Below are 17,138 nucleotides of genomic sequence, written 5' to 3'. Positions count from 1 at the left end.
TCACAAGCACATGAAGAGCACCAACATGCTCGAGCGGCTGAACGAGGAGATCCGCCGCCGGACCCGGGTGGTCCGGATCTTCCCCAACACCCACAGCTGTCTACGCCTGGTACGGGCCCTGGCCGTCGAAATCCACGAAGGCTGGCTGGAGGACAACCGCTACCTGAACATGGATCTGCTCAAAGAGCACAAGAAAATCCTGCTGAGGCAGGCCGAGGCCGCCTGAGCCATACCGACCAACCGAACATGGCTGACTCACTTCTGCACAACTTGACGCACACAACCCTGCGGCCGGGATGACCGGGGCGGGGTGGCTGCAGGCGGGGTGCGTTGAGCCAGCAGCGGATGGTGGGCTTCAATCTGGCCTCCGCGGCGCCCATGGTGATACATTGTTATAACTTCGGCCGGTTTGTGGGGAGGCCATGAAAACAACTTTGCGACAGATCGGAAACTCCCGCGGCGTTCTGTTACCTGCGGCACTGTTGCGCCAATGCGGGATCCGCGACGAGATCGACCTGCGGCTCGAGGGTCACCGGATCGTGATCGAACCGATTACCGAGCCGCGCGCCGGCTGGTTCGACCATTACGACATCGATCAGGACGATGCACCCGAATGGTCCGACGCGCCCTGGGCCGAGGATGCCGAGGAGTGGGAATGGTAGGGCGTCGCGCACCGGTTCGCCGCGGCGACGTCTACTGGGTCAACCTGGACCCTACCGTTGGAACGGAGATCCGCAAGACCCGTCCTGCATTGATTGTCTCCCCCGACGACATGAACGCAGCCTTGCCACGGGTTCTGGTGGCCCCGATCACCAGCAAGGGGCAGCCCCTTGGATGCCGGCCGGAGGTCGAGCTCGCGGGCCGCCCGGCCCGTATTCTTCTGGACCAGATCCGCAGTGTGGACAAGCGGCGTCTGGGGTCCACGCTTGGCTCGATCGAACTCGCAAGCTGGCATCCGCAACTCCTGGAAATGTTCGTCTGACGTTTGTGAGCTGCCATCTGACCAGGCCCTGGGTCGAGCGCGTAGGACAGGACGTTGGTATAGACGAAGACCTTATCGCTCATGCAGCGCGTCCCGATCCGGGCGTTCGCCGCCGAAGTGGCAGCCCTTGTCCAGGGCGGCCAGGGCCGCGCGCTTGGAACGCTCATACCGTTCGGATCGTTCCACGATGTGCTCCAGTTCCTCCGTCAGCAGCCGGCAGACCGAAGTCGAACGACGGGCTGCGATGACCTTCAGTTCGGTCAGTACCTGCTTGTCGAGGGACAGGGTAATGTTCTGTTTCATGTTGAATCCTCATGGCTCACGTAAAAATGCGGAGCACGAAAACTACGTGCATTCAACGGAGGCCAGTGTGCTGTCAGCGATCAGGTCGGGGGGTGCCGTACTGGCTTGGCCACAGGGCTCAGGTGGCCGGTAGTTCCGGGGCGGAATCGCTTTGGCTGGGGGCCGCGGGGAGGCGCGAGGGCGGAGCCTGCGCATAAAACGCGGGAGTCGCAGCGCGGTCACGCATAAGTCTGTATAGTGTCGGCCCTTTTGCCAGTATCCAGAGTTTGTATTCCATGACCGAGAAGCTTCGCAACATCGCCATCATCGCCCACGTTGATCATGGCAAGACCACGCTGGTCGACCAGCTCCTGCGCCAGTCCGGCACCCTCGACAAGCGTGGCGATCACGGCGAGCGGATCATGGACTCCAACGCCATCGAGAAGGAACGCGGGATCACCATCCTGGCCAAGAACACGGCCATCGAATGGCAGGACTACCGCATCAACATCGTGGACACCCCCGGACACGCCGACTTCGGTGGCGAGGTCGAGCGCGTGCTGTCGATGGTCGACTCGGTGCTGCTGCTGGTGGACGCGGTGGATGGCCCGATGCCGCAGACCCGCTTCGTGACGCAGAAGGCCTTCGCGATGGGCTTCAAGCCGATCGTCGTGGTCAACAAGGTCGACCGCCCCGGCGCGCGCCCCGACTGGGCCGTGGATCAGGTGTTCGATCTGTTCGACCGCCTTGGTGCCACCGACGAGCAGCTCGACTTCCCCATTGTGTTCGCCTCCGCGCTGAACGGCTTTGCCGGGCTGGACTCCAGTGTCACCGAGGGCGACATGACCTGCCTGCTGGAGACCATCGTCAAGCATGTCGCGCCGCCGAACGTGGACGCGGATGGCCCGTTCCAGATGCAGGTCTCCTCGCTGGACTACAACTCCTACCAGGGCCTGATCGGCATCGGCCGCGTGAAACGCGGGCGCATCAAGCCGAACACCCCGGTCAAGGTGGTGGACCGCGAAGGCGGCGTGCGCAACGGCCGCATGCTGCAGATCATGGGCTTCCACGGCCTGGAGCGGGTGGAGGTTCAGGAGGCCCGGGCGGGCGACATCATCACCTTCACCGGGATGGACAAGCTGTTTATCTCCGACACCCTGTGCGATCCGAACCACGTGGAGGCGATGGAGCCGCTGACCGTCGACGAGCCGACCGTCAGCATGACCTTCCAGGTGAATACTTCGCCGTTCGCCGGGCGCGAGGGCAAGTACGTCACCTCGCGCGTGCTGCGCGACCGCCTGCAGGAAGAACTCAAGCACAACGTCGCCCTGCGCGTGGAAGAGGGCGAGGACCCGGACAAGTTCAAGGTCTCCGGCCGTGGCGAACTGCACCTGGGCATCCTGATCGAGAACATGCGTCGCGAGGGCTACGAGCTGGCCGTCGCGCGCCCCGAGGTGGTCATCAAGGAAGTCGACGGCGTGAAGCAGGAGCCGTACGAGTCGGTCACCGTGGACGTCGAGGAGCAGCACCAGGGCACGGTCATGGAGAAGCTCGGCGAGCGCCGAGGCGAGATGACCAACATGGTTCCGGACGGCAAGGGCCGCGTGCGCCTGGACTTCATCGTGCCGTCGCGCGGCCTGATCGGCTTCCAGACCGAGTTCATGACCGCCACTTCCGGTACCGGCATCCTGCACCACATCTTCGACCACTACGGCCCGTATCAGTCCGGGGCGGTGGCCTCGCGCCAGAATGGCGTGCTGATCGCCAACGCCGCCGGCAAGGCCCTGGGCTTTGCCCTGTTCAACCTGCAGGACCGTGGCAAGCTGTTCATCGGCCCCGGCGAGGAGGTCTACGAAGGCATGGTGATCGGCCTGCACTCGCGCGAGAACGACCTGGTCGTCAACGCGCTCAAGGCCAAGCAGCTCACCAACATCCGTGCTGCCGGGACCGACGAGAACATCCAGCTGACCCCGCCGATCCGCATGACGCTGGAGCAGGCCATCGAGTTCATCGACGACGACGAACTGGTCGAGGTGACCCCGGAAAACCTGCGTATCCGCAAGAAGTTCCTGCTGGAGCACGAACGCAAAAAGGCCTCCCGCGCCGCCGCAACCGCCTGAAGCTAGACCCAAGGCGGAATCAAAAAGCGCCCGGCCGGATCGCATCCGCGGGGCGCTTTTTTACGTCCTGCCCTCTGCCGCCATCCCGGAGCCCGCGCAACGGTTATCCGGGTTCCCCTGCGCCGGGGATTGCGCGGATCCCGGGGTATGTCCAGCGCCGGAGATCCCGGCTCATCGCTGCGCTGCAGCCGGGAGGACGGTGCGGCGTCTGGAAGCAGATGGGCGTCCCTTCCGTTCCCCGCCAGCTGTAGGAGGCGAGCCCTCTCGCCGATCAGGTGCGTCCAGCGCCCCATCGCCCAGAGGGCCGGGCTCCTGCGGGAGACGAGGGCTGCAGCGGCATGTGTTCAGGAGAGCTGTTCGAGGAGACGGGTGTCCTCTTTCTTCCAGTTATCCGGGGTCTCCTCCGGCTGGATTGTGCTGCACGAGGTGATCTGGCCCCCGCTCTCATCCGGTGCTATGGTGTTTTGGTTTGCACGATTCAGCCCGTCTGGAGGGCTTCGATGAGCCGATTAACCATCACCCTGGACGACCAGCTGCATCAGGCCCTGAAAGAGGCGGCGGCGCGGCAGCACCGTTCCATCGCTTCGATTATCGAGGAGAGCCTGGTCTATCGCGGGATTCGTACCCGTAGCGAAGCGCGGCAATTAGTGGCCTCGGCTCGGAAGCGCGCAGCGCTAAGCGAAGAAGATGCCATGGCTCGAGCGCTGGAGGAGACCCGTTCCGAGCGCGGCCGATGAAGCCGTGGACGCTGGTGGTTGACACCAACGTCGTGGTGGCGGGGCTGCTGTCCAGTGCGCCACGCTCGCCCGTATGCCGTGTCCTGGACGGGATGCTGGCGGGACATTTCCCTTTCCTGACTTCACCTGACCTGATATCCGAATATCGCAGGCTTCTCTTGCGGCCGTCGCTGGTTCGGCTGCATGGCCTTTCGGACTCGCATATCGATGACTTGGTGACCGAACTGGTCGCCAATGCGATCTGGCGTGAGCCGAGCCCCTCATCAATTTCGGCTCCGGATGCCGGAGATGCTCACCTGTGGGATCTGCTGGCTTGTCACCCGCGCAGCATACTCGTGACGGGCGACAAGCTGCTGGCCCAACAGCCATTTGCGCCGGGGCGTGTCGTCACGCCCGAGGCGGGCCTTCAGCTGTTTGAAACGAGCTGATTAGGTGCGCGGGCGCGGTTGTCTGGGGCGCGAGCGGAGTTTGTTATTTTGGGTTCGTGATCTCGGATCCCCGGGCCACGCGATTCTAAACGGCGTCATCCTGGAAACAGTGGCGGGCCAGCCTCTCACCGAGTTTCAGGCAAAAGGCAAGGTTTGACCCCGAGGCTCCGCTTCGCGAGGACATACGGATTGGTCACGCTTTGCGGTGTCACCAAGTCCACGGGCCGTCCAAGAATGTCGCTCAACTCTCTGCGCAGACCGAGGAATTGCTCGAGGGACAATCCGGTCTGATCCGGCCCGAATTCCACGAGGAAATCCACGTCCGAACGTTCAGGGTCGAAATCTTCCCCGCGAGCCGCAGACCCGAAAACGTCCAGCCGCGACACACCGAAGTCACGGCATGCCGATTCGAGCGCGTCGCGATGTTGTCGAATCAATGGATGCATGATGCCCAAGCCTCCTACCGCTATTAAGATACGACAGTCACGCTTGGAGCGCAGCCAGAAGGCTATGCCTCGATTGAGGCCCCGGCTGGCCCGCTGAGAGGGGTATACCCTCCGGAGCAGGCTACGGGCAGGGGTGCGCCGTTCGAGGGTCCAGAACACCAGCAGGAATGTAGACGGAAAACAAACCTTTCCCCGGTTCCTGTATTACCAGATGCAGCGTATCGGGAAGTCGCGCAAGGCCGGATCGGTGGTCAGCAATGGGATCTGCTCGAGCTCTGCCTGGGCAGCTAGGATGCGATCGAACGGGTCGCGATGGTCGACAGAATAGGTCCCGGCGTGGATCGCTTGCGAGTAGTTCACTGCCAGATGCGTAAAGCCATCTGCGGTGACGAGTTCATCAAAGCGCTGGATGACTACACCGCCAATCTGCAGTTTGCCCAGTCGATGCTTCGTCGCAATCTCCTATGCGCTGGCGGCGCTTACCATGACAGCGTTATCCAAGTCCCCAATAATTTCCCGAGCGCGTGACGATAGCCGCGAATCGTTCGTTAACCACCAGAGCAGGGCGTGGGTATCGAGCAGGACTCGCACACTATTTCTCCCAAGCGGCGAGTTCATCCTCCGGCAAGGGTTCGAAGAATGCGTCTTCGACCTGGCGCGTTATGCGCCCGGGTTGGCGCTGTAATGGAGGGGATGCCAGCGGCACCAGCCGCGCATACGGCCGGCCTGACTTGGCCAGGATGATCTACTCGCCATCATGCGCGCGCTTCAGCAGTCGCGACAGGTGCGTCTTTGCTTCGTGTACGTTGACTGTTGTGCTCATGAGCTCGCCTAATCCGACTAAGTCGTATGACTAAGCCTATGTGCCGGCAACGATTTAATCAAATCGTTCCTGTAGACCATTTCGTCGAGTGGGTTTCACCCAGGCCCGGGGCAAAAGGCAAGGTTTGACCCCGAAGGCTACGCTTCAGGTCGATGGCTCAGGCTCTCCATTTTCGTCGCCGGGAGGTGGCTCGCAGTCGCCTCCGATTGGATCGATTTCTAGGAAGCAATAATTTTGGCCGCTGTTGCCTGTGTAGTCATTCTGGGTCGTTTCCTCGAACCAAGTGACGCCGTGTCCAGGATCTTCTTCTTGAGTCTCCACCATCCGGCTTTGGCAGTTGTTGTTGCCACCTGTGGTACTGGCCAGCAAAAAGAAGTGCCCTACGTAGTCATCCGGAACGAAGGGGTCGCCGTACAGACCGGGTTCATCGAACAGGGCCTTGATTGCGTCTGGCGCGTCATCTGGAACTCGCGTGCCGAGATGCCGCACCTCGGGGGTGGTGACGTCCGGGCCGTCCCCAATTCCATACGCTTGGTTGCCGTCGTACCCACGGTATCGGCGCCGAAGAGACTCTTGGGGTTCGCGGGAGTTCCAAGCCTCTACATCGTCTACTGTAGGGTCTCCCACGCACACGTTGTTGGGGATGTTGGTAACACCACCGTCCCGGTTAACCACTCCAATGTTGCCGAACCAGCCAACTCCAACGTAACAGCGGTAGAAGATCCCGTTAATGTTGGTGTGGTGTGGGTTGTTTTCATTGTCCTCGGCGCCCGGTGGAACACCCTCTTCGAGGCGCGTATTCACACAGAACCCTGAGTCCGATAGATCCACTCGAATATCGTTGAGTTCTTGGGCGTCCATGTCGTACGCCAGGAGGAGCCCGGTGATAGTGCTAAAGCCGGGGGTTCGCGTCTCAAGCAGGGGCAGGTTCTCGGTGGCATCTACCAACTGGAATCGACCGTCGGCTTCACGAATCTCGTAGTCTCCTCCATGAAGCACCGTGGTCGCCTCGGCATCAGCGCTTTCTATGAGTTCGCCCGGGCGGCGAGCGGCACCGGACGGACTGCCGATCAGGTTTTCGCCGGCCAAGCGGCCGCGGGCGAGGTTAATCGAGCTCAGGGGGTCGTTCCACGCGACCGCGCTGCTCAGGGTGACGCTCTGCTGTTCCCCGCGTGAGTTGGTCCAGGTCACCTCAAGTTCAACGTCCGCATAACCTTGATAGTCCGGGTCAGATGGATCAAATACCGCCAAGGTATTAATGGGGTTGGGATTCACGGACACGTCGAATGTCGCGTTGACTCCGGGGATACCGTCCTGTTCCAGCTCAGCTGCGACAACGGCAAACCCGTGCGTGTCGCCCTGTTGATTGCCGGTTTCCAGATGGTTGCGCAGAGCATCCATACGGGACTCCGCGATTTGCATTGCCTCGGCGCGGGCCTTGGAATCCGCAGTGCTGCCCGTCAATTCGCCATGTAGTTTTGCAATCGCCAAGAGCCCTAAGCCAAGTACGGCGAGGGCAATCAACGCCTCGATCAGGCTGATGCCGTGTGAATAATGCTTTCGATCGTGGTTCATTGTCTTTCCTCGAACGCTATTTGCGCGCACTAGTTGCTCCAGTCGCGCCACGTGCCGGACATCATGCCTTTGGCGCCAGCGCTGGCACCGCCACCTGCGGCCACGGGATCGAATACGAAATTCGGTCGCCCGCTTACGGTCGCGGTGGGATCGTCGGTGATCTCGGCATCGCCTTCGATGATGGTTGCGCCGTAAAATTCTGGATTGCCGGATCCAGTCAGGTTGCCAGCGACATAGAGCACCCCGTGGAATTCTTCGAAGAAGCCAGCGAGCCTCAAGTCGCCGTCCACGACCAGGACAACAGGGTTGTCGCGGTTGCCGACCTGGCCTCTAATGGTGACTTCTTCGCCTTGCCCATCGACCCAGATGGTCTGCCCCCATTTGTCGTAGGAAATCGAGTTGCCATCGCCATCCGTTTGGTCAAGGTCTCCTTGGTTGAGTCGGTGGGCGGCGACATTTTCACGATATTCTTCCTTCGTGTAGCCCATGAAGTTCTTAAAGAAATCGTCCCCGCTGCCCTGATTCAAGCCAGGGTCGAAGTCGACAACATCGAGTCCGATCTGGTCCTTGGCACTCATTTCGAGGTAGCGCGAATCCATATTGTTCGGCCCGGGGGCCGGCACGTCTTCGTCCAGCGTTGGCGGTGGCTGCGACGGGTCACGCATATAGGTGGTACCGGCGTTCCCCGAGATTTCGGCCTCTCTACCGGACCGGATCGTCAGGTTGGTATAAGCGTTGTAAACGCCAACGTTACCTGCAACGTCGATACCACCCCGGGCGAGCAGGGGATTGTCCGGAGGATTTGCCACGGCCGGTCCGGCTTGCATCCCGACCATCAGCGCCTTCCGGCCGGAGCGGTCATCGCTCCAGCCACAGGCAAACACCACCGCCTCCTGGAGGGTGTCGCCCTCCTCCGGTTCAGAGGTCCCGTCCCAGGTCTTGCGGAATTGGTTGATTGTGCTTTGAGCCGGGAAGTTGTTCGGGTCTGCGGGGCACACATCGTCGATCGTGCCAAGGGCGTCGCCAGAGATCTCTGCATCGAGGAATGCCACGCGGTATTCGCCGGTAGCGAAACCCTGGTCTTCAGAGAGGACGGTGGGCACCGAGTTCTGCTGCATGTAGGCCATCGCCCGTTCCAGGCCAGCCTGCGCGGCGACATTGGTCTGTTTCATGCGGACTTCATTGCCCGACATGCGTTGTTCCAGCACGGCCGTCTGCGCGGTAAATATGACTACCAGTGTCACGCTGATCATGATGATCAGCGCGATAAGTAGGGTGGCCATTCCTTCCTGTCGCCGGCCGAGTTGGTTGCAAGAAGTCTTCTGGGACATTTTCAGGCTCCCTCGGAGCGGGCCATTAGTCGAAAATCCGCAGGTTTCGAACACTCACGGTGTCGGAGTGGTTTATCCTGGTGGCATTGTCATTCGCATGTACGGCTTCGAGCGTTATCGTCACGCGAGTGCTTTCGGCGAATACATCGCCGTCATTGTTGCCCAGCGTGCTGCAGGGGGAGGCCCCGTAAACCGGCCCGGAGGTGTCACCGTCCGCATTCACTTTCATACAGCTGGAAGAGCTGGAGTCAAATTCGAGACGGTTGACTTGTGTGGTCTGTGGGTCGGTCAGGGGTTCCCAGGTGCCACCTTCGCAGGTGGAGGTGTCGGCTAGGCCGCCCGTCAGCATTTCGACCGCATCGTTGTTTCGCCGATAGCCGAATACGTACTGCTCTCCGTTGTTCACGAGATCGCTGAGGTCGTGCGCGGGCGTAACCGTGGTCGGATCGTAGCGAAAGGTCGGGTCAAAGCTGACCAGGATGCAGGTCCCGCTGTTGCCGTCGAAATCGTGAGCGTGCAGCCACATGGCATGCTCCATGAACGGGTTGGCTGGGATCCGTTCCTCATCGGGGTCCTCTGCGATGCGCTCTGGATGAGAATATCCCGCGCGCCGGATGTCATTGGCGATCAGATCCAGCGTGATGCGGGTTTCCTGCGTGAGGCGCGCCTCCTGGGTCGTGTAGATGCTGCCCTGGATCACTGTCAGGTAGAGGGCCGTGGCCGCAGCGATCACGATCATGCCAACCACGATGCCGATCATGAGCTCCACAAGAGTGAAGCCATGGTTCCGGTTGGCGCCGCTGGGCCGGCCCTGCGTCACGATGGGGTGCGTATGTTTCAGCATGGGTTATAAGCCCCCAGGGCATTGGTTATAAGCCCCCAGAGCACGATTCGTTCCACAGGCTCGAGGGCGACCGATCAGGTTGAGCTGAACTTGCATGCCGAAGTCGTTGGGCGCGGAGGTGAAAACGAGCGGTTCCGGATCGTCGTTACTGTCTATGCGTTCCACTGTCCCCCGTACGTGGTTGAAGGTGAGGGTCTGTTCGCCCGTCATCGAGACGTTGCGGAAATCATCCGAACTGGTCGTGCGCAGTACTGCATCTTCATCCCCTGCCATCACGATGGTGCATGCGTTCGCGGCGGCCGCGTCATCGACCGTGCAGTCGCAGGTGGGCGTATTTGATATGCCGTGACACCAAGTGTCGCCGTCGCCCTGGCTCACGAAATGGATGTCGCGGCCCTGCTTGATAGCTTCGCTGCGGGCGGTCTGGATCTGGTCGAGGGCGCTCTCGGCGGCACCGATCACGCGGCGCTGCTCGGCCAGGTTGAAGGCGGGAGCGGCGAGCGTCACCAGGATCACCAGTACGGCGATGGTGATCATGAGTTCGATCAGGGTGAAGCCGAAGGGTTTTTGCGGTGCGGCCATGCGCGGTCCCCGGGCAGGAGAATGAAGGGTCTCGGTTCCCATTATACGGTCTGGGGTATCTTGGGCATGCCGCGTGGCTACCGCTCGGAGTGCGAAAGCGTCCACTCGAAGTATTGACAGGACTTGTCGGAGAACGATTGTGGTGGAATCGAGTTTGGCGAAAATGGAAGTCTTCTAGGGAGATCGAGCGATGAAGGCAACAAATACGAAGGCGCTGGGGTTCACCCTGATCGAGCTGATGATCGTGGTGGCGGTCGTGGCCATTCTGGCGGCCATCGCCTATCCGTCGTATCAGAACTACATCCTCAAGTCGCAACGTGCCGACGCCCATGACTCCCTGCTGCGCATCCAGCTGGAGCAGGAGCGTTGGCGGGCGAACAATCCGGCCTACACCGGCGAACTTTCGGATTTGGGGCTGACCGGCGAATCCGACGATGGGCACTACCAGTTAGCAATCTCTGACGAGTCGGGCTCCGGCTTTACTGCGACCGCAACCGCTCCGCAAGGTAGCCGGCAGCTCAACGATACGGGTTGTACGACGATTACTTTGCGGGTCACAGGTGGTTCGTCTACCCGAACGCCAGCGGATTGTTGGTAACCGCGGGTTCCGGGTCCGCGAGTGCCCCGGTTATTAACGAGAGTGGTTTGGATAGTTTTGGGGTGGCTTGGCTTTCTTTGGCGCAGGGAGATGAGATCCCAGTTCATCGTTGCGTGGTGTTGGGGATTTCGGCAGGGTTTTGGGGTTCCTAGCACTTGGCGGGCTCGCTGCGCGGACGACCGATACTGCTAACAATGACGCGTCGGCCTTCCTCCACGTTGCCGCACACGGTAAAGCTGCCCATCTGAAGCGCGCCGTTCGTGCGCCGGGTCGTTCCCCGAGCTACGTAGGACACGTAGTCCCCGACCGGAGTGTTCCCCGTGATCGAAAGTGCGTCCTGCAACCCGGCACCTTCGTAACCAATGAGCAGGTCTTCGTCGGAGCGCTCGCCGGAGTGTGTCGGGTCGGCGAACCAGATCCAGCCATAAGCCCAGTCGCCGTCTTCGCGGCAGGTCTCGCCGTCGCTGGACGGACACAGGGTGACGCGTTGGTTGCGCTTGAGTGCCTCGCTGCGCGCCAGGTGCATGGCGTTGAGCAGGCTGTTGGTGGCGCCGATGATTCGCTGACGTTCGAGCATTTCGCTGAACGCGGGGGCCGCGAGCGTGGCCAGAATGGCGAGCACACCCAGAGTGACCATCAGCTCGATGGCTGTAATTCCCTTGCAATTCCGCATCGTCGTCTCCTCCCTGAGATCGCGTGCAGGCGTGAGCATAGACGAGCACGGCGGGCGGGGCCATCCGCCAACCCGGGTGACGCTGGAACGTTACCGGTGGCAGGTTGCCTACAAGTCAAAGGTCCCGACAGGCATGGTGGCTATGGTTCTGTTTGGACGCCGTGCATTCGACGGGAGATTGCTTCGCTTCGCTCGCAATGACGGGGTGGAGAGGGCAATGACGGGGTAGGGCTGGCAGAGACGGGATGTAGCGTCTGCTGCGAAATTGAAGGTGTTGGAGGTGAGTGGGCCCATGGTGAAGGACGTGCAGCGGATGGATCAGGCGGATCTGCTGGATCTGCAGCAGCAGGCGGCGCGTGCGGCAAGGCTGGACGTCACGTTTCGCGACGAGGCCCGCTCCGGGGCGCCGACGCCGGAGTTGCAGGTGATCCCGGCCGGGGAGTTCGAGATGGGTTCGGATGCCTCGGAGTACGGTCATCAGCCGCATGAGGCCCCGCGGCGCTTCGTGGCGCTGGAGCGGTCCTTTGCCCTGGGGCGCTACGCGATCACGCGTGAGGAGTGGGAGGCGTTCCAGGCGGCGACGGGCTGGGAGCCCTGGGAGTGGCTGGTGTGGCCGAGTACTCCGCGCATGCCGATCTTCAATATCAAGCCGGATAGTATCCAGCAGTACCTGGACTGGCTGAGCGAGGAGACGGGCAAGCGCTATCGCCTGCCGACCGAGGCGGAGTGGGAATACGCCTGCCGCGCGGGCACCCGAACGCCGTTCGCCTTTGGCGAGGTGGTGGGGTGCCGCGACGTGCACTTCAATTCGCTGTTCCCGTACGAGGAGCGGCGCCAGCGGCGCAAGTGGTACATCCCGGCGTGCTTTCCGCTGTCGCGGCCGCTGGATGTGGGCAGCTTTCAGCCCAACCTGTGGGGGCTGTACGACATGCACGGCAATGTGCAGGAGTTCACCTCCACGCCATGGCATGACAGCCATGCCAGCCTGCCGCGCGATGGCGTCTACCGTCGCGATCCGGACAACGAGTGGGTGGTCACCAAGGGCGGTTCCTGGTTCGATGCCGCCGTGAATACCCGCAGCGCCGCCCGGCGCCGCCGCAACATCGACGAGATGGATACCAACCTGGGCTTCCGCGTCCTGCGCGAGCTGGAGGCGTAGGCCCCGGGCTGGCGGTGGCAGGGGCTTCGCGCGTAAGGCGCGCCCCCTGCGGGGAACGGTTCGGCGCTGTGGCGAGGCTTGGGTCTTGTGTAGGAGCCCAGCCCTCTGGGCGATGGGGCGTAGGCCGGGCCCGATCGGCCAGAGGGCTGGCCTCCTACAGTGGGGCGCTGCCCTGTTCCGGTCGGAACAGGTGGATCTCCAGGCCCTCGATGTTCCGATAGTGCCGATCGTTGGCCGTGACGAGTGGCAAGCCCAGCTGTGTGGCGGTCGCCGCAATCAGCGCATCGGCCATCTGCATGTTGTGGCTGAGGGCGTAGGTCTCGACAAGGAAGGTTGCGCGGTTCGAGATGGCTTCGCTTACCGGTTGGATGCGGGCATCCCAGTACTGGACGGCTTGGCGCAGCGCGCGGAATTCGGACTGGTCGCGCAGCCCCTGGACGAGTTCCATGTAGGTGACTGCGGACACTGTGAATCCCGGCGAGCTGTCGAGCCATTCGCTGGCTCGCTGATTCCCGCGCAGATTCCAGATCAGGACATCCGTGTCCACTAGCATTACTTGAAGTTCCTGGGTTGCCGGATCCGGCGGATGTGTTCGTCGACCGGGTCGGTTTGGTCGCGCCAGAGCCCGAACAGCGGGTTATGTGCGGAGCGCGCCTGGGTCGCTTCACTGCGAGCCCGGTAGGGGACAAGTCGGGCGCGCAACTGGCCCCGGTAGGTGATCTCGATCTCCTCCCCTCGGTCCACGGCGGCAAGCAACTCGCGGCTGTGCAGGCGCATGTCCTTGGTGGTAGCTTCCATGACGGCCCCCGTTGGTTACACTTTGAAGTGTAACTAAAGTGCGTTGGTGGTCAAGAAGCTGGGTTGCCGGCCACGATCATTTTGATGTGTTTCGCTGCGCTCAGCCGCATCCTACGAGGGGTTTCTTGAGCGTAGGGTGCACTGAGCGGAGCGAACTGCACCGTTCGCTTGGTCGCGAACGTTGGCGCATCCGATGCTTCCGGTCAGTAGTGGTAGCGGAGCTGCGCGATCAGCAGGGTTCCGTCGTCCACCTTGTATACGATGCGGTGTTCGCTATCGATCCGGCGGGACCAGTAGCCGGCAAGGTTGTGCTTGAGGGGTTCGGGCTTCCCGATGCCCGTAAACGGATCGCGCTGGATGGCCTTGATGAGCTCGTTCACGCGGCGAAGGGTTTTCTTGTCGTGTCGTTGCCAGTAGAGATAGTCCTCCCAGGCAAGTTCAGCAAAGAGTAGCCTCACTCCTCTAGGGGAACACTGATTAGTGTACACACTCGCGTTGGCACCCCAGGTTTCCGAGCCAAGGCGCGGTGCGCAGCCGGTAGTGGTTCTACCGGCAAGGGCCGCAACGCAGGATCGGGGAACCTGGGGTACCAACCCCGAAGGGGCTCGGCCGCTTTTGCGCGCGCACGGCGTTGCGGTTCCCTTGTGCAGAATGACTGCACGGCAGTCACCGCGCCTTGTTCGCACGCAAAAGCGACTCGAGCGCGAGCGTGTACACTAATCAGTGTTCCCCTAGCCTCCGCTCCTTGCCTCCCCCTTGCTCCAGTTCGGCGACCGAGGCAAGCAGGCGCCGAGCATTCTCTGGTGCCCGAAGCAGGTAGGCCGTTTCCTGTAGCGCCTCAAAGTCTTCCAGTGACATCATGACCACGGAGGGGGCTTTGTTGCGGGTGATGATAATCGTGGAATGGTCTTCGCAGACCTGTTCCATCGTCTTGGCCAGATTGCTCCGCGCTGCGGTGTAGCTAATGGCGTCCATGGAGTACCCCTTGGGTCCGGATCTGTACATGTACGGGATAATGTACGATTCGGCGTGAGCCATAGCAAGCGAACGGACCATCGTTGATGGACGCTTATGGGAGCTGCTCGGTACCAGCCGGGGGCGCACGTTGGGGGGTAATGCGTGTCGCTCCGTTCAACCGCATCCTACGGTTGGATTGCGGCGCGTAGGATGCACTGAGCGCAGCGAACTGCACCGTTTGCTGGAGGCTGTTACAGCCAGCGGGCGAGCCAGAGGCGCAGGCGGAGTTCGAACGGGGGGGCGTAGCCCTGCTTGCGGAAGACGATGTCGCCGTCGGGGTTGATGATGAACGTGGCCGGCACGCCGCGGACGTTGTACTGCGCGGCCAGGGTGCCCTGGGGATCGTTGACGACGGCCAGCTCGCGTTCGCGTTCGTTCAGGTGGTCCAGGACCTCCTCGGGCGTGCCGGACTGCATGGCCACCGTGAGTACCGGGTGGCTCTGCGACAGGCGCACGATCTCGCCCTCCTCCAGGCGGCAGATCGGGCACCAGGTGGCCCAGAAGTGCAGCAGCATGGGCTCGTCCGCGTAGTCGGCGAGCGTCACTGGCGTGCCATCCAGTAGCTGGGCCTCGAACTCGGGTGCAGGGCCCTCGACCATGTCGCGCGCCATCCAGGCGCGTACGGCCAGGAAGATCACCAGCGCCAGGCCGATCTGAATACCCCAGGACAGCGCGCGTCGGCGTCCGGAGGGCTTCGGGCGTTTCGGCTTCTCGGGCTTGGTCTCGGTCAACGGATCATCTCGGCTTGTCCGGGGCGGGCGCGGGTGCCACGTTTTTTCGGGCCCTTGCGCACCGCGATGCGTACCAGTTCGTCCTCGTCGTCCATCAGGCGTTCCCGCTGGGCCTCGGTGAGCAGCGGGTTGCGCGCGACGAAGTAGCGCAGGTTGGGGTCGCGATCGTTCACGCAGGCCTCGACCTGGTCCGGGGTCAGGTCCGGGCGCTTGGCGCAGTTCAGGCGCACGGTCTGGTTGGGGTCGGCCAGAAGCAGCGCGACTTCCTCCGGGGTCAGGTCCATGCGCCGGGAGAAATAGGCCTTCACTTGGGCGTGCTGGTCGCGGACCAGCAACGGTCGCCAGCGCTCCTCCAGCGCTCCGGAGAGGGCCAGGTCCATGCGCTCTTCGAATGACAGCGCCTTGTATTGGCGGGTGAGCTCGTCCATCGGGCGGGCATTATAGGCGCGCTGCTTGGGTTGCGCGGGCACGCCCCCACAATTTGCAGGAACGACAGCACGCCGGGGCCTGTCGTACCATAAGCAGACGATAATCTTCTCCGACTGCTTCGGAGAGCGAGGGATCATGAACGCACCCGTAGCCGACAAGCCGCTTTACCACGTGCCGAGCACGGCCCACGTGACGGCTTCGCTGCACGCGTTGACCGATGCCCAACGCGACGAGCTGGTGCGCCGCATCAAGCGCCTGCTGATCGAACGCAACGCGGTGCTGGTGGCCCATTACTACGTGGACGAGTCGCTGCAGCGCCTGGCGGACGAGACCGGCGGCTGCGTGGCCGACTCCCTGGAGATGGCACGCTTCGGCAAGGAGCACCCGGCCGAGACGCTGGTGGTGGCCGGGGTGCGCTTCATGGGCGAGACGGCCAAGATCCTGAGCCCGGAGAAGCGCGTGCTGATGCCGACACTGGAGGCCGAGTGCTCGCTGGATCTCGGCTGTCCGGCGGACGAGTTCGCGAAGTTCCGCGCCCAGTATCCGGACCACACGGTGGTGGTGTACTCCAACACCTCGGTGGACGTGAAGGCGCAGGCCGACTACGTCGTCACCTCCAGCATTGCCGTGCCGCTGGTCGAGCACCTGCGCGATCAGGGCAAGAAGGTGCTGTGGGCCCCGGACAAGCACCTGGGCGACTACATCCGCCGCACCACCGGTGCCGACATGGTGCTGTGGGACGGCTCCTGCGTGGTCCACGACGAGTTCCGCTCCTGGGCCTTGGAGGACCTGCGCGGCCGCCACCCCGGTGCCGCGGTGCTGGTGCATCCGGAATCCCCGCGCGAGGTGATCCATCAGGCCGATGTGGTCGGCTCCACCAGCCAGCTGATCGCGGCGGTGAAGAACCGCCCGGAACAGGAGTTCATCGTCGCCACCGACAAGGGCATCTTCTACAAGATGCAGCAGGCGGCCCCGGGCAAGACCCTGATCGAGGCCCCCACCGGCGGCCATAGCGCCACCTGCACCAGTTGCGCCCACTGCCCGTGGATGGCCATGAACGACCTGGTCTCGCTGGCCGAGACGCTGGAAGACACCGGGGAGCCGGCGAAGAACGAGATCTTCGTCGACGAGGCCGCGCGCCAGAAGGCCCTGGTGGCCACGCAGCGCATGCTCGATTTCGCCGCCGAACACCGCAAGGCCACCGAAGGCGACGCCTGACGAGGTGTCTTGTAGGAGATTCTATGTCTCTCCACAAGGGGTCTTAGGTTGGTAATCGGTCTGATTGTTCATCAGGGCGAAGGCGACGCGCGCCAGCTTGCGAGCCAAGGCATTCAGCGCCTGGGTCGTCGCCAGGCCACGGTCCAGGCAGCGCTGGTAGTAGTCGCTCCAGGCGGGTGTGGACTTGGCCTGCATCGCGGCCAGGTAGAGCAGCCGTCGCAACTCTGGATCGCCCTGTTTGGTGAGTTTGCGCTGCCCCCGTTTTGTGCCGGAGTCGCGGATGCGGACATCCAGCCCCAGGAAGGCGACGAACGCATCACTGTTGCGGAAGGCCCCCCGCTGGAACGCCATGGTCAGGCCTGCCG

23 protein-coding genes and 2 pseudogenes are annotated in these 17,138 nt (G+C 62.5%); 9 read left to right on the top strand and 16 right to left on the bottom strand.

Annotated features, from left to right (window positions below):
* The 3 genes from D105_RS0113635 to D105_RS0113625 all read left to right on the top strand — a co-directional run.
* Positions 1–226 (top strand): transposase (locus D105_RS0113635; RefSeq protein WP_026279207.1); only part of this gene is annotated, 226 nt, incomplete at its 5' end.
* 196 nt (positions 227–422) lie between these two features.
* Entirely contained in the window at positions 423–662 is a 240-nt protein-coding gene (locus D105_RS14315; RefSeq protein ID WP_038033015.1) for an AbrB/MazE/SpoVT family DNA-binding domain-containing protein, read from the top strand.
* On the top strand, positions 656–982 hold the full coding sequence (locus D105_RS0113625; protein ID WP_018865501.1) for a type II toxin-antitoxin system PemK/MazF family toxin: 327 nt from the start codon (positions 656–658) through the stop codon (positions 980–982). The genes D105_RS14315 and D105_RS0113625 overlap by 7 nt, the downstream gene beginning before the upstream one ends.
* Positions 983–1,054: 72 nt before the next feature.
* Here D105_RS0113625 and D105_RS0113620 read toward each other — a convergent pair whose 3' ends face one another.
* Positions 1,055–1,285 (bottom strand): hypothetical protein, encoded by a 231-nt coding sequence (locus D105_RS0113620; RefSeq protein WP_018865502.1) that lies wholly within the window; start codon positions 1,283–1,285, stop codon positions 1,055–1,057.
* 275 nt (positions 1,286–1,560) lie between these two features.
* Between D105_RS0113620 and typA the strand changes: the two genes are divergently transcribed.
* The 3 genes from typA to D105_RS0113605 all read left to right on the top strand — a co-directional run bounded on the left by typA (position 1,561) and on the right by D105_RS0113605 (position 4,549).
* Entirely contained in the window at positions 1,561–3,384 is a 1,824-nt protein-coding gene (gene typA / locus D105_RS0113615; RefSeq protein ID WP_018876572.1) for a translational GTPase TypA, read from the top strand.
* 500 nt (positions 3,385–3,884) lie between these two features.
* A complete protein-coding gene (locus D105_RS0113610; RefSeq protein ID WP_018878769.1) occupies positions 3,885–4,121 on the top strand; it encodes a ribbon-helix-helix protein, CopG family in 237 nt (78 codons plus the stop codon).
* Entirely contained in the window at positions 4,118–4,549 is a 432-nt protein-coding gene (locus tag D105_RS0113605) for a putative toxin-antitoxin system toxin component, PIN family (RefSeq protein ID WP_018878768.1), read from the top strand. The genes D105_RS0113610 and D105_RS0113605 overlap by 4 nt, the downstream gene beginning before the upstream one ends.
* A gap of 125 nt (positions 4,550–4,674) precedes the next feature.
* Here D105_RS0113605 and D105_RS14980 read toward each other — a convergent pair whose 3' ends face one another.
* From D105_RS14980 to D105_RS0113575, 7 genes and pseudogenes are all read right to left on the bottom strand, one after another.
* Positions 4,675–4,995 (bottom strand): nucleotidyltransferase family protein, encoded by a 321-nt coding sequence (locus D105_RS14980; protein ID WP_081619329.1) that lies wholly within the window; start codon positions 4,993–4,995, stop codon positions 4,675–4,677.
* Positions 4,996–5,199: 204 nt separating this feature from the next.
* A pseudogene (locus D105_RS15320) lies at positions 5,200–5,586 on the bottom strand (type II toxin-antitoxin system VapC family toxin).
* 1 nt (position 5,587) lies between these two features.
* Positions 5,588–5,818 (bottom strand): annotated as a pseudogene (locus D105_RS15315) (type II toxin-antitoxin system Phd/YefM family antitoxin).
* 144 nt (positions 5,819–5,962) lie between these two features.
* Positions 5,963–7,393, bottom strand: a complete 1,431-nt coding sequence (locus tag D105_RS0113590; RefSeq protein WP_018878766.1) for a prepilin-type N-terminal cleavage/methylation domain-containing protein — start codon at positions 7,391–7,393, stop codon at positions 5,963–5,965.
* 29 nt (positions 7,394–7,422) lie between these two features.
* On the bottom strand, positions 7,423–8,676 hold the full coding sequence (locus D105_RS0113585) for a PilX N-terminal domain-containing pilus assembly protein (RefSeq protein ID WP_018878765.1): 1,254 nt from the start codon (positions 8,674–8,676) through the stop codon (positions 7,423–7,425).
* Between the two features lie 73 nt (positions 8,677–8,749).
* Positions 8,750–9,568, bottom strand: coding sequence for a prepilin-type N-terminal cleavage/methylation domain-containing protein (locus D105_RS0113580; protein WP_018878764.1), 819 nt, complete (start codon positions 9,566–9,568; stop codon positions 8,750–8,752).
* 3 nt (positions 9,569–9,571) lie between these two features.
* Positions 9,572–10,150 (bottom strand): Tfp pilus assembly protein FimT/FimU, encoded by a 579-nt coding sequence (locus D105_RS0113575; protein ID WP_018878763.1) that lies wholly within the window; start codon positions 10,148–10,150, stop codon positions 9,572–9,574.
* Positions 10,151–10,340: 190 nt separating this feature from the next.
* Here D105_RS0113575 and D105_RS0113570 point away from each other — a divergent pair, with 190 nt between their 5' ends.
* Positions 10,341–10,748, top strand: coding sequence for a type IV pilin protein (locus D105_RS0113570; protein WP_018878762.1), 408 nt, complete (start codon positions 10,341–10,343; stop codon positions 10,746–10,748).
* Between the two features lie 148 nt (positions 10,749–10,896).
* Here D105_RS0113570 and D105_RS0113565 read toward each other — a convergent pair whose 3' ends face one another.
* Complete coding sequence (locus D105_RS0113565; protein ID WP_018878761.1) at positions 10,897–11,460, bottom strand: GspH/FimT family pseudopilin; 564 nt, start codon at positions 11,458–11,460, stop codon at positions 10,897–10,899.
* A 253-nt stretch (positions 11,461–11,713) separates the two neighbouring features.
* Here D105_RS0113565 and D105_RS0113560 point away from each other — a divergent pair, with 253 nt between their 5' ends.
* On the top strand, positions 11,714–12,580 hold the full coding sequence (locus tag D105_RS0113560; protein ID WP_018878760.1) for an SUMF1/EgtB/PvdO family nonheme iron enzyme: 867 nt from the start codon (positions 11,714–11,716) through the stop codon (positions 12,578–12,580).
* Between the two features lie 154 nt (positions 12,581–12,734).
* On the opposite strand, the gene D105_RS0113555 is transcribed toward D105_RS0113560, so the two are convergent.
* The 6 genes from D105_RS0113555 to D105_RS0113530 form a co-directional block, all read right to left on the bottom strand.
* Positions 12,735–13,133 carry a type II toxin-antitoxin system VapC family toxin gene (locus D105_RS0113555; RefSeq protein ID WP_018865518.1) on the bottom strand — a complete coding sequence of 133 codons (399 nt, stop codon included), beginning with the start codon at positions 13,131–13,133 and terminating at the stop codon, positions 12,735–12,737.
* The gene (locus tag D105_RS0113550) at positions 13,133–13,378 is read right to left on the bottom strand and encodes a type II toxin-antitoxin system Phd/YefM family antitoxin (protein ID WP_018878759.1); all 246 of its coding nucleotides are present in this window, start codon (positions 13,376–13,378) and stop codon (positions 13,133–13,135) included. Before D105_RS0113550 ends, D105_RS0113555 begins: the two co-directional genes overlap by 1 nt.
* 203 nt (positions 13,379–13,581) lie before the next feature.
* Positions 13,582–13,836, bottom strand: coding sequence for a Txe/YoeB family addiction module toxin (locus D105_RS0113545; protein ID WP_018865520.1), 255 nt, complete (start codon positions 13,834–13,836; stop codon positions 13,582–13,584).
* A 262-nt stretch (positions 13,837–14,098) separates the two neighbouring features.
* A complete protein-coding gene (locus D105_RS0113540; RefSeq protein ID WP_019626006.1) occupies positions 14,099–14,353 on the bottom strand; it encodes a type II toxin-antitoxin system Phd/YefM family antitoxin in 255 nt (84 codons plus the stop codon).
* A gap of 233 nt (positions 14,354–14,586) precedes the next feature.
* Positions 14,587–15,126 carry a protein disulfide oxidoreductase gene (locus tag D105_RS0113535; RefSeq protein WP_018878756.1) on the bottom strand — a complete coding sequence of 180 codons (540 nt, stop codon included), beginning with the start codon at positions 15,124–15,126 and terminating at the stop codon, positions 14,587–14,589.
* The gene (locus D105_RS0113530) at positions 15,123–15,554 is read right to left on the bottom strand and encodes a hypothetical protein (RefSeq protein ID WP_018865523.1); all 432 of its coding nucleotides are present in this window, start codon (positions 15,552–15,554) and stop codon (positions 15,123–15,125) included. The genes D105_RS0113535 and D105_RS0113530 overlap by 4 nt, the downstream gene beginning before the upstream one ends.
* Positions 15,555–15,690: 136 nt before the next feature.
* Here D105_RS0113530 and nadA point away from each other — a divergent pair, with 136 nt between their 5' ends.
* On the top strand, positions 15,691–16,773 hold the full coding sequence (gene nadA, locus D105_RS0113525; RefSeq protein WP_018878755.1) for a quinolinate synthase NadA: 1,083 nt from the start codon (positions 15,691–15,693) through the stop codon (positions 16,771–16,773).
* Positions 16,774–16,794: 21 nt separating this feature from the next.
* Here the strand turns inward: nadA and D105_RS0113520 are convergent.
* A partial coding sequence (locus D105_RS0113520) for an IS110 family transposase (protein WP_018878754.1) occupies positions 16,795–17,138 on the bottom strand: 344 nt, incomplete at its 5' end.

This window comes from Thioalkalivibrio sp. ALE28 (assembly GCF_000377425.1).
In the GTDB taxonomy this organism is placed as follows: domain Bacteria; phylum Pseudomonadota; class Gammaproteobacteria; order Ectothiorhodospirales; family Ectothiorhodospiraceae; genus Thioalkalivibrio.
This window is presented reverse-complemented; position numbering and strand designations above follow the sequence as displayed.